Raw genomic sequence first — 10,238 nt, 5'->3', positions numbered from 1 at the left:
CGCTGATTACCTTGCTATTCGTATAACTTCGTATAATGTATGCTATACGAAGTTATTACGGTCAGGTAATGAAACAAACTAAAGGACAGGCTAATCCTGAACAAATAAATCATTTGTTAAGAACTTACCTGTCTCAAGATCACTAAACGACAACCCGCTTAAAAGCGGGTTATGCCGCTTTTATCAATAAGATTTCACAATCACAGTTGAACCAACATCCATAAACTCCTGGTTCAACCACTTCGCAGCGCCTGGTAAAACCCTTATGCAACCATGGCTGGCATTATAGTTAGGTACTTCATAAGCGGCGTGAATAGAATAACCCCCATTGAAGTGCATACAATAAGGCATTCTCGCGCCACCACCCGTTTCAATTGGGTAAAGACTAGAAGTACACTCCTCTCCTTTCTTGGAATAGACTCTGAAAGTTCCTGTAACTGTACGGCATCCTCGACCAACGTCCTCACAATAGTCTTTACCACCAGAGGCACTTCCTGTTTTTAACGCGATTACCTTGCGCGTCGTAGGCAGCCCAAGCGGTCGCTTTCGGGTCAAAAATAAATACTTTTCTACCCGTTGCTGGTCGTTTTTCTGGGAAATAGCTTGCTCCTTTTGTATCAGACAGGTAACTTATGGTGTAATGCGTATAGCCCGCATCATCCACAATTGAATCGCGCCCCCCCATCGTGGAACAGGCGGCCGTCAACACACACAACGGTCCAATGATTAGTTGTTTTTCATTGGTGAACCCTCCCTCTTTTTTATGTTATCGGGAGAAGTTTGAATAAATTTAGGCTTTTTATAAAAAATTTTAACTAATTGTTTTTTTATAATCTTTTAGATCAATTAAAAACTCTTTTGCGAACTCATCAGGAAGCATTGCCATAATGGCTAAAGCGAGCTGTTTATCAGTACATTCAAAACAACCACCCCGAGGAGGCATCGCATTAAATCCATTTTCGGTATGCTCTATTAATTGCTTTAGCCTCCCCTTAACACGCGCTTCCCAGTCTGCATTTTGTTTCATTCTAGGGGCACCAAGTGGGATCAAAGGCTTTACTGCATGACAATTGCTACAAAAATGCTGCACGATTTGCTCACCTTCATTTTTACTGCCTTTGATAGCATTTAGAAAGGCTTGCGGATGATGGCTTTCTGCGCAAGAAAAAGTCGTTGTTAACCACCCACACAACACAGTCATTACCAGTTTATAGTGCAACTTCACAATTCCCCCTAAAGTTGGCTCGTAATTTGCTTAAAAAAAGAATTCATTCAAATGAGAACAATCTATGCTAAAACGCAGTATCCTAGTTTTTTACTCATTTTTGCAAGCCCTTTATTACAAGCAGAAGCCATCCAATCATTAACCATGATTGAAGAACGTATCACCCAGCATGTACTTAATGCCTTAAGTGCCGCAGATCAAAAGGATATCCATATTTCAACCGGTAAAATCGATGCCAGATTAAAATTGCGTGCTTGTGATACCAATAAACTTGAAGTATTTAACCCCTATCAAACCTCAATATTAAATGCCACCACCTTGGGAATTCGATGTCAAGAAACTGGCAAACATTGGACACTTTATGTGCCAATAAAAATAAGTGTACAAAAAACATTCTGGTCGCTAAACGTCCTCTACTTAAAGGCACTCAAATTGGTAAAGACGACATTGAAATAGCCGCTATGGACATTAGTCTCTTAAAACAAGGCTATTATACCAAAATGGAAGATATTATTGGTCTGGTTTGTAAACAAAATCTAATCCAGGGTAGTGCTTTCAATCCTGCAATTTTGCAAACAGCTGTACTGATTCATAAGGGGGAGCAAGTGCGTATCCAAGCCATCAGTGAAATGCTTAATGTAAGTATGGAAGGAATAGCCCTAAATGATGGTAGTTTAGGAGACACTATTAAAGTGAAAAATCTATCTTCCAAACGAATCATTGAGGCACAAATTCAAGCTAGAAAACAGGTTAGGGTTGCCATTTAAAAATGTTATTAAAATCATAGTGACTTTAATTAAAAAATATGATATAGGTTAAAAATTAAACGAAAATTACTAAAGATTTCACTACAGGAGCCGATAATAATCATGAGTGCAATTGAGAGTAATGTTATGGTCAACCCAATTAATGATTCAGGTAATTTCAAACGAGTAGAGGCAGACACCCGTCCACAGCGAACACAACCCGCTGCCCAAGAAAGTCACACCGAAGAAACTAACCTCGTTAGTCGGAGTGATACCTTAAAACAAATGGATGCACTCAAAGAATTTATTCGTGATGCTCAAGAAATCGATGAAGAGCGAGTTGCCTTTTTTAAAGAAGAACTTGCAGCAGGACGATACCAAATCCTCAGCGATAATATTGCTAAAAAATGGTTGCTGATCTTGAAGTAAATTGATCAATACAGTACTGATTTAGTGGCAAGAAACAGCCTTTATGTAATTGTGCCCGATATGAATTATAAGGACGTAAAAATGACTCAATTCAAAGCCGCCCAATTAGTTAATTTACTGCAGCAAGAACTAATTTGGCTCGATTCGCTGATTACCTTGCTATCTGAGGAAAAAACGTCCTCATTCAACGTCAATTTGATGCATTGGAATCACTGGCAGCACAAAAACAAGCGCTTTCCAATCATCTTGAACAAAGTGCCAAGCAACGCATTGAATTACTTGAAATGAATCTTCATGACAATCAACCTAAATTGGCTTTACAAGCACTTTTGCGTGCATGTTCAGTAGACGAAGCAACTCAGATTCAACAATTAAATAATCAACTCGCTGAAAAATTACTGTCCTGCCGCGAATTGAATGCCGTTAATGGGCAAGTAATTACAAGTAACCTCAATACGAGGCAAGAAATCATTGGTTCCTTAACGGGAAAAAATCAGGCCAATGCAACCAATCTTTACACAGCCAATGGTGATGTACAAATCACCACAGAGACAAGCAGGCATCAGGAAGCATAAATTTAAACCAAAATAACAATAATTTATCAATAGTTACTCATAATTAATCATTTTTTGCCTCTCAATATATAATCTGTTCCTTTTGTAGATAGAAAACCTATTATGGCAAAAAATGTTCTTTTTAACTTCATTGATCGTTATCTTGCAGAATCCCAAGCCTCTCTCCCTAATTGCCAGTCTGTAGAGTTAGACTCCACTAAAGAGGGGCGTACGTATTACCGTTTAGAGCTGAATCATAATAATCCAGCATCCATCCAATATGGCAAAACGAGCACATGTTGCTTAACCAAAAATCAGGGAGCAACTTAGCTTTTTCTCAACGACTCATGAAGAAGAATCAGAACCTGCTTTGGATAATGCAAATGATTTAGCTAGAGGAGGATAAAAGTCAGCCTTCTTAACTAAGCCTCTCAAGAGGCTTAGTTGAATTTAAGATTAACGTGCTTGCATCCGTAAGGCGCCATCAAAGCGAATGACTTCGCCGTTGATAAAACTATTTTCAATAATATGTACCACCAGGGCTGCAAACTCCTCTGGCTTGCCTAGACGCTTAGGGAAAGTCACTGTAGCTGCTAAACTATCTTGAACGTCTTGTGGCATGCTCAGTAGCATTGGGGTCGCAATTAAACCCGGCGCTATCGTATTCACACGAATGGCGTGTTGTGCCAATTCTCGTGCCGCAGGTAAGGTCATTGCTACAACACCGCCTTTGGAAGCACTATAAGCGGTCTGGCCAATTTGTCCTTCAAAGGCAGCAATAGAAGCCGTATTGATGATAACCCCTCGCTCCTGTGAGCCTGGTTCAGGTTCCAAACCTGCCATAGCCGTAGCTGCCACTCGCATCACATTAAACGTGCCTATCAGATTAACATCAATAACTTGCTTAAAAGCAGTTAAAGGCATCGCGCCTTCCTTCCCTACCATCCGTTTAGCAGGTGCTATCCCAGCACAATTGATACAAATTCTTGGCACACCGATTTGTGCGATTGTTTTGCAGTGCCCGCTCAATTTCTTCGGCAGAACTCACATCACAAGCCACAGCAAAAGCAAATTCTTTGGCGGCACCAGCCTCTATCTGCTTATCCCAGATAACAACTCTTACACCTCGCGCAGCTAATGCTTGCGCACAGGCTTTACCCATTCCCGAAGCACCACCGGTAATCACAGCAATTTGATTATCTAAATTCATTGTTTATCCTTTTGTTGTAAATAGGCTTTACTTAGTGCTTTGAATTGCGGCGTACCAGCCTGACCAACCCATTCAAAAAATACCATTTCTGACGTCACTAAATGAATACCTGCTTGCTCCATACGTCTAAGGCCATAGTTGTAATCAAGCTGACTTCGGCTGCTTATAGCATCAACTACGATATAGACTTCATAGCCGGCTGCCTTCATTTCCATTGCTGATTGCAAAACACAGACATGGGCTTCGATACCGATTAAAACGAGTTGCTTTTTATTAAGTGCCTTTAGGCTTTGCTTAAATGTAGGTTGACGAAAACAGGAAAAATGTACTTTTTCAAAACACTCGCCTTCTGCAATCAGGGAATGTAGCGGCTCGACAGTAACACCTAAACCACTTGGATATTGTTCACTCACTAATAAAGGTATTCCCAATTCTTTCGCCAAGTGAATAACCCATTGGCATCTAGCTACTAACGCTTCCGCCTCCTGAACAAAGGGGGTTAATTTTTCCTGCACATCAATCAATACAACACAAGATGTTTCTTTCTCTAACAGCATTCCTTTCTCCCACAGAAAAGCAACATCTCAACGCAAACCCAGAGTACTGTCAAATTTATTTGACAGTGTAGAGTGAAATCAATACAATGTAACAATGTTATATTACATTAATACATTATCATGAAAACACATCATAGCAACAAACAGGAAGCTACTCATCAACTGATGCATGCAATTAGTCTGCTAAACAATGCGGGGGAGGCTTTAGCTTTCTTTACGGATTTATGCACACCCGCTGAACTTGAAGCCATGGTGGATCGCTGGGAAGTTGTTCCTATGTTGCGACAAGGTGTCCCCTACCGCAGTATTCATGAGCAGACAGGGGTCAGTGTAACAACAATAACTCGTGTCGCCCGTTGCCTAAGTTTTGGTAGCGGCGGCTATTCCTTAATTGCTGAACGCTTGGAGCAGTCGTGAAAAAACGTTTACGTATAGCCTTACAGAAAAAAGGACGCTTAGCACAAGAATCCTTAAGTTTGTTGCAGAAGTGTGGTTTAAAATTTCGTGTTAAAGAGAATGGTCTCCTTGCTCACGTTGATAACTTTCCCATTGATCTGCTTTTTGTTCGTGATGATGATATCCCAACCCTCATTTTTGATGGCCTCTGCGATGGGGGTCTTGTTGGCGAGAATGTCTTACTGGAGGCCGCTCTGAATGCAACGAATAAAATCCTATAAAAACCGTTTTAGCCTTAGGCAGTTGCCGTTGTCGTTTATCCATTGCAGTGCCGGAAACATTTGACTACCGTGGCCCAGGCAGCTTGGATGGTAAACGTATTGCCACCAGTTATCCCCTCTTGCTAACTCAATATTTAGCGAAAGAGCAAATCTGTGCAGAAAGTCTTGTTCTGTCAGGTTCTGTTGAAGTAGCCCCTCGTATGGGAATGGCCGATGTCATCTGTGACCTGGTTTCCTCCGGTCAAACCTTGGAGGATAATAAATTAGTTGAAGTTGAAACCGTGTTACATAGCCAGGCAGTTTTTATTCAAGCCGAGCATCCTATGGAGCCATCTTTCCAAGATTTATTTGCCATGTTGCAAAGACGAATCCAAGCCGTCCAACAAGCTAGTGAACGGAAATACATTCTTTTTCATGCACCCAAAATAGCCTTGGAACGTATCTGTGAACAACTTCCCGGTGCGGAATCACCGACCATCATGCCCTTACCAGCTAGTCCTGACAAAGTAGCGGTGCATGTCGTTTCCAGTGAAGGTATTTTCTGGAATACCTTGGAAACCATTCAATCCCTAGGTGCCAGTTCAATTCTGGTACTACCCATTGAAAAAATGCTGGAGTGACTCTGATGTTAACTATAAATAATTGGCGAAATTTATCCTTAGAAGAAAAACAACAACGACTAACAAGGCCGCTCATCAATAATCACTGTCGCAAACAGGTCGAAGACATTATTGCTACTGTACAACAACGAGGAGATGACGCCTTATTTGCTTTTACCCGTGAATTTGATCAAGTTGAATTAAGCACGCTAAGGGTTGCAACTGACGCCATCAATGCAGCCCGAATTAGTGCACAAGCATTGCAAGCTCTAACTGCAGCAATTCAGACTATTACCACTTACCACCAAGCGGTGATGCCACAGGCAAAGCAAATAATAACCGCAAAAGGGATTTCTATTTCCCGTACTCACAGACCAATCAATAAAGTTGGTTTGTATGTACCTGGAGGCAATAGTACACCACTGGTTTCATCCTTGCTCATGCAAGCGATTCCAGCCAAGGTTGCGGGTTGCCCAATCAAAGTCTTGTGTACACCACCTAATGCATACGGAGAAATTGATCCTCACCTTTTAGTAGCGGCACGTCTTTGTGACATCGACACGATTTATCAAATTGGTGGCGCTCAAGCTATTGCAGCCATGGCTTATGGCACCGAATCCATTGCCAAAATGGATAAATTATTTGGTCCAGGTAATCGCTATGTAACAGAAGCAAAAGCACACGTTGCTGCCGATCCTTACGGTGCCGCAATCGATATGCCTGCTGGGCCATCAGAAGTGATGATCACAGCCGATGATCAAGCCAATCCTGATTTCGTTGCCGCCGATTTATTGGCACAGGCCGAGCATGGTACCGATTCGCAGGCGATTTTACTCTGTGAAAGTGAAGACTTTGCTGTTAAAGTCAATCAATCGATTAGCCAGCAACTATCCGCCTTATCCAGACAGACGATCATTCAGCAGGCTTTGCAACACAGTATTATTCTCGTGTGTGATGAACGTAGTGAACAACTTGATATTATCAATCGCTATGCACCCGAGCATTTAATCATTAATCGTATTGACGCAGTCAATTGGGTGCCAGCGATTAGCGCTGCCGGGACGATCTTTCTCGGTCCGTGGGCCGCAGAAACGATGGGAGATTACCTAAGCGGCTCTAACCATGTTTTACCGACCAATGGTTATGCCCGTAATCACAGCGGCCTTAGTACCATCGACTTCTTAAAAACGCTGAGTGTGCAGTCTATTACTGCCGAAGGCCTTGCCACCCTTGGGGAAGCAGCACAAACGCTCGCCTTTATTGAAGGTCTGGACGCTCATGCCAAAGCCATTGAAGTGCGATTAAACACCTTGGAGTCTTAATATGTCAGTCTTAAATTTAATTCGTCCTGATCTAGTCACTATGAAACCTTATGTACCTAACGGTGATGAGTTGAATTGCCGCTTGCATGCCAATGAATCACCCAGATCACCTATACCGTTTATAGATACTCCTTTAAATCATTATCCAGATGCCCGACAGCAGCAATTAGTGCTAGAACAACTCGCTGAACACTATCAAATCAGCAGTGAACAAATGGTTTTAACCCGTGGTAGTGATGATGGAATTGATTTGGTAATGCGTTTATTCCTGCGTGCAAGGATCGATAGTATCTTGCAATGCCCTCCCACGTTTCCTATGTATGCCTTTTATGCTCGTCTACAGCAGGCCGAGATTATCAATTGCCCGCTGGATGCAGAAAACGGTTTTAGTCTGGATCTACAAAAATTATTGGCCCTTTGGCAACCCGATTGTAAAATCATTATGCTCTGCCAACCCAATAACCCAACGGCGAGTTTGTTGGATTTAGACACCATCTCGCAACTTTGCAAGCACTTCAAAGACAAAGCCGTTGTGGTTGTTGATGAAGCCTATATTGATTTCGCTCAATTTCCCAGTGCAGCAAGTTTACTTACGTCTTTTGATAATTTGATCGTACTTCGCACCCTATCTAAAGCCTATGGCATGGCAGGGTTACGCCTGGGTACTGTCATTGCTCAATCGCAGATCATCCAAGCTCTAAAAAATATTACTCCCCCTTATACCTTATCCAGTGTCGTGCTTAATTTGGCTAAAAAAGCATTAGCTGATCAACAATGGTTCGCTCAGAATGTGCAGCAAATACTGAATGCTCGTACTCAATTAATGACTGAACTACAGCAATCATCTTGGATAGACATTGTCTACCCAAGCCGTACCAATTTCATGTTCGTGCGTAGCGCTTATGCATTTCCTCTGGCTGCCTGGTTTGCTAAGCATGACATTGCGGTACGTCATTTTACCGGCCTCCCCCTGTTGCAAAATCACTTGCGCATTAGTGTGGGCGACGAATCCCAAAATCAACGCCTGATAACTGCATTGAAAGCCTTTAAGGGAGAATAAACTATGCAAAAAATTCTCTTTATTGATCGAGACGGTACTCTGGTTGAAGAACCAACAGATTTCCAAGTGGATGACTTAGACAAAATTCGTTTATGTGCTGATGTCATCCCTGCCCTACTCTCTTTGCAACAGGCAGGCTTTCGTCTGATTATGGTTAGCAATCAGGATGGCTTGGGAACTGACAGTTTCCCGCAGCAATCGTTTCAACGCTGCCATGATTTCATTCTCTCTTTATTTGCTACGCAAGGTATTTATTTTAGCGAGGTATTTATCTGTCCTCACAGAGACAATGACCACTGCAATTGTCGTAAACCGAAAACAGGTTTACTGGATGCCTTTTTACAACAAAATGCGCTCGATCGAAAGCAATGTTGGGTTATTGGCGATCGCCCAACGGATAAAGAATTAGCAGAAAATGTAGGGATTGGTTTTTTACCAATTCATGCAAGCCACGGTTGGAAATCAGTAGCGCAAACCATTCTACAACAGGAAAGAACAGCAATCATTCAACGCCAAACCAAAGAAACAACGATTGAGTTGCGAATCAATTTGGATGCCGAATTGGAAAATAAGATCCACACTCCGATTGGTTTTTTCAGTCATATGCTGGAACAAATTGCCAAACACGGTGGGTTGGGGCTGCAAGTACACGCTAAAGGCGATATTGAAGTCGATGAGCACCATTTAATTGAAGATACTGCTCTTGCTTTAGGCGAAGCACTTAAACAAGCTTTAGGCGATAAATGGGGCATTGCCCGCTATGGCTTTACCCTACCTATGGATGAAGCACTGGCTAGCGTCGCTTTGGATCTTTGCGGCCGCAGTTATTGTGTTTTTGAAGGCCAATTTACACGTGAATTTGTTGGCGGCATGGCAACTGAAATGGTACCGCATTTTTTCCACTCATTGGCCAGCAGCTTAGGCGCTACTTTACACATCAAAGTAGAGGGGAAAAACCATCACCACATGATTGAAGCTTGCTTCAAAGCGCTGGGTCGGACACTACGCCAAGCTTGTATGCGTTGTGATAATAACTTGCCTTCCACCAAGGGGGTTTTATGATTGCAGTTATTGATATCACTGGTAATAATCTAAGCTCATTAACGAATGCCATTAAACGCTTAGGCTACGACTATCAATTAACGCACCAGGCAAATGATCTTATTCAGGCAAGCCACGTCATTTTGCCCGGCGTGGGTGCAGCAGCAAGTGCTATGCGTGCCCTACATGACTATCAATTAACAGACGTCTTGCAGCAGTTACCTCAGCCTTTATTAGGCATTTGCCTTGGCATGCAATTATTGTTTGCCCACAGTGAAGAAGGGGATGTACCCTGTTTAAACTTGCTTCCTGGTGTAATCAAACGTTTATCACTAACAAAGGAACATCCTATTCCTCATATGGGATGGAACAAATTACACTGGACGAAAACCACGCCACTAGCAAAAGGATTGACTGCTGACGATTATGTCTATTTTGTCCATAGTTATGCTTTGCTGAATGATGAACATGCCTTGGCCCGTTGCCAATATGGCCAAGATTTTACAGCCATTGTGCAGCATGGAAATATTTATGGGATGCAATTTCATCCGGAAAAATCAGCCGATACGGGACTGAAACTACTCAACAATTTTTTACAGCTGGAGGAGCCATGCTAATTATTCCTGCGATTGATTTACAGCAAGGCCGCTGTGTACGCTTACGCCAAGGGCAATTTGAAGACGTATCAATTTACGACTACGCCCCCATCTCGCAGGCACAACATTATGCCCAGCAAGGGGCGACTCATTTACACATCGTCGATCTGGATGGTGCCAAAACAGGAAAAATTCAGCAATTGAAACTCATAAAAAGCATGC

Annotated in this window: 16 protein-coding genes and 2 pseudogenes; 14 read left to right on the top strand and 4 right to left on the bottom strand. The window is 42.3% G+C overall.

What is annotated here, in order from left to right; genetic code table 11:
- Positions 1-35 precede the first annotated feature (35 nt).
- Positions 36-146, top strand: a complete 111-nt coding sequence (locus BN58_RS37730; RefSeq protein ID WP_083852167.1) for a hypothetical protein — start codon at positions 36-38, stop codon at positions 144-146.
- A gap of 37 nt (positions 147-183) precedes the next feature.
- Here the strand turns inward: BN58_RS37730 and BN58_RS23930 are convergent.
- Both BN58_RS23930 and BN58_RS09950 read right to left on the bottom strand, forming a co-directional pair.
- Positions 184-685 (bottom strand): annotated as a pseudogene (locus BN58_RS23930) (L,D-transpeptidase).
- 126 nt (positions 686-811) lie between these two features.
- Positions 812-1,201: a c-type cytochrome gene (locus BN58_RS09950; RefSeq protein ID WP_051131884.1), complete on the bottom strand. Its 390-nt coding sequence runs from the start codon at positions 1,199-1,201 to the stop codon at positions 812-814.
- Between the two features lie 75 nt (positions 1,202-1,276).
- Between BN58_RS09950 and BN58_RS33715 the strand changes: the two genes are divergently transcribed.
- From BN58_RS33715 to BN58_RS09930, 5 genes are all read left to right on the top strand, one after another.
- Positions 1,277-1,681 (top strand): hypothetical protein, encoded by a 405-nt coding sequence (locus BN58_RS33715; protein WP_019216694.1) that lies wholly within the window; start codon positions 1,277-1,279, stop codon positions 1,679-1,681.
- A complete protein-coding gene (gene flgA, locus BN58_RS33710; RefSeq protein ID WP_232220499.1) occupies positions 1,576-1,992 on the top strand; it encodes a flagellar basal body P-ring formation chaperone FlgA in 417 nt (138 codons plus the stop codon). The genes BN58_RS33715 and flgA overlap by 106 nt, the downstream gene beginning before the upstream one ends.
- A 102-nt stretch (positions 1,993-2,094) precedes the next feature.
- Entirely contained in the window at positions 2,095-2,400 is a 306-nt protein-coding gene (flgM, locus tag BN58_RS09940) for a flagellar biosynthesis anti-sigma factor FlgM (protein ID WP_019216692.1), read from the top strand.
- A 203-nt stretch (positions 2,401-2,603) separates the two neighbouring features.
- Complete coding sequence (flgN, locus tag BN58_RS23920; RefSeq protein ID WP_019216691.1) at positions 2,604-2,975, top strand: flagellar export chaperone FlgN; 372 nt, start codon at positions 2,604-2,606, stop codon at positions 2,973-2,975.
- A 102-nt stretch (positions 2,976-3,077) separates the two neighbouring features.
- Positions 3,078-3,284, top strand: a complete 207-nt coding sequence (locus tag BN58_RS09930; RefSeq protein ID WP_019216690.1) for a hypothetical protein — start codon at positions 3,078-3,080, stop codon at positions 3,282-3,284.
- A gap of 126 nt (positions 3,285-3,410) precedes the next feature.
- On the opposite strand, the pseudogene BN58_RS36985 reads toward BN58_RS09930, so the two are convergent.
- Positions 3,411-4,164 (bottom strand): annotated as a pseudogene (locus BN58_RS36985) (SDR family NAD(P)-dependent oxidoreductase).
- Positions 4,161-4,721, bottom strand: coding sequence for a hydrolase (locus BN58_RS09915; RefSeq protein ID WP_019216689.1), 561 nt, complete (start codon positions 4,719-4,721; stop codon positions 4,161-4,163). The pseudogene BN58_RS36985 and the gene BN58_RS09915 overlap by 4 nt, the downstream one beginning before the upstream one ends.
- 120 nt (positions 4,722-4,841) lie before the next feature.
- Here BN58_RS09915 and BN58_RS09910 point away from each other — a divergent pair, with 120 nt between their 5' ends.
- From BN58_RS09910 to BN58_RS23905, 8 genes are all read left to right on the top strand, one after another.
- Positions 4,842-5,138 carry a YerC/YecD family TrpR-related protein gene (locus tag BN58_RS09910; protein ID WP_026069390.1) on the top strand — a complete coding sequence of 99 codons (297 nt, stop codon included), beginning with the start codon at positions 4,842-4,844 and terminating at the stop codon, positions 5,136-5,138.
- Positions 5,135-5,398, top strand: coding sequence for a type 2 periplasmic-binding domain-containing protein (locus BN58_RS33705; protein ID WP_019216687.1), 264 nt, complete (start codon positions 5,135-5,137; stop codon positions 5,396-5,398). Before BN58_RS09910 ends, BN58_RS33705 begins: the two co-directional genes overlap by 4 nt.
- 47 nt (positions 5,399-5,445) lie before the next feature.
- Positions 5,446-6,018, top strand: a complete 573-nt coding sequence (hisG, locus tag BN58_RS33700; protein ID WP_019216686.1) for an ATP phosphoribosyltransferase — start codon at positions 5,446-5,448, stop codon at positions 6,016-6,018.
- 5 nt (positions 6,019-6,023) lie between these two features.
- The gene (gene hisD, locus BN58_RS09900; RefSeq protein WP_019216685.1) at positions 6,024-7,319 is read left to right on the top strand and encodes a histidinol dehydrogenase; all 1,296 of its coding nucleotides are present in this window, start codon (positions 6,024-6,026) and stop codon (positions 7,317-7,319) included.
- 1 nt (position 7,320) lies between these two features.
- Positions 7,321-8,379, top strand: coding sequence for a histidinol-phosphate transaminase (gene hisC / locus BN58_RS09895; RefSeq protein WP_019216684.1), 1,059 nt, complete (start codon positions 7,321-7,323; stop codon positions 8,377-8,379).
- Between the two features lie 3 nt (positions 8,380-8,382).
- Positions 8,383-9,441 carry a bifunctional histidinol-phosphatase/imidazoleglycerol-phosphate dehydratase HisB gene (gene hisB / locus BN58_RS09890; RefSeq protein ID WP_019216683.1) on the top strand — a complete coding sequence of 353 codons (1,059 nt, stop codon included), beginning with the start codon at positions 8,383-8,385 and terminating at the stop codon, positions 9,439-9,441.
- A complete protein-coding gene (gene hisH, locus BN58_RS09885; RefSeq protein ID WP_019216682.1) occupies positions 9,438-10,037 on the top strand; it encodes an imidazole glycerol phosphate synthase subunit HisH in 600 nt (199 codons plus the stop codon). Before hisB ends, hisH begins: the two co-directional genes overlap by 4 nt.
- The coding region (locus BN58_RS23905; RefSeq protein WP_040916402.1) for a HisA/HisF-related TIM barrel protein at positions 10,031-10,238 on the top strand (208 nt) is incomplete at its 3' end. The genes hisH and BN58_RS23905, both read left to right, overlap by 7 nt.

The sequence above is a fragment of the Legionella tunisiensis genome (assembly GCF_000308315.1).
Taxonomy (GTDB): domain Bacteria; phylum Pseudomonadota; class Gammaproteobacteria; order Legionellales; family Legionellaceae; genus Tatlockia; species Tatlockia tunisiensis.
Note: the sequence above shows the minus strand (reverse complement) of the source record. Positions and strands in the feature narration are given on the sequence as shown.

Bases quoted from the DNA above. Each gene is read 5' to 3' on its own strand.
- BN58_RS37730 (WP_083852167.1), top strand. From the start codon at position 36: ATGTATGCTATACGAAGTTATTACGGTCAGGTAATGAAACAAACTAAA.
- BN58_RS09950 (WP_051131884.1), bottom strand. From the start codon at position 1,201: ATGACTGTGTTGTGTGGGTGGTTAACAACGACTTTTTCTTGCGCAGAA.
- BN58_RS33715 (WP_019216694.1), top strand. From the start codon at position 1,277: ATGAGAACAATCTATGCTAAAACGCAGTATCCTAGTTTTTTACTCATT.
- flgM (WP_019216692.1), top strand. From the start codon at position 2,095: ATGAGTGCAATTGAGAGTAATGTTATGGTCAACCCAATTAATGATTCA.
- BN58_RS09930 (WP_019216690.1), top strand. From the start codon at position 3,078: ATGGCAAAAAATGTTCTTTTTAACTTCATTGATCGTTATCTTGCAGAA.
- BN58_RS09915 (WP_019216689.1), bottom strand. From the start codon at position 4,721: ATGCTGTTAGAGAAAGAAACATCTTGTGTTGTATTGATTGATGTGCAG.
- BN58_RS09910 (WP_026069390.1), top strand. From the start codon at position 4,842: ATGAAAACACATCATAGCAACAAACAGGAAGCTACTCATCAACTGATG.
- hisD (WP_019216685.1), top strand. From the start codon at position 6,024: ATGTTAACTATAAATAATTGGCGAAATTTATCCTTAGAAGAAAAACAA.
- hisC (WP_019216684.1), top strand. From the start codon at position 7,321: ATGTCAGTCTTAAATTTAATTCGTCCTGATCTAGTCACTATGAAACCT.
- hisB (WP_019216683.1), top strand. From the start codon at position 8,383: ATGCAAAAAATTCTCTTTATTGATCGAGACGGTACTCTGGTTGAAGAA.
- hisH (WP_019216682.1), top strand. From the start codon at position 9,438: ATGATTGCAGTTATTGATATCACTGGTAATAATCTAAGCTCATTAACG.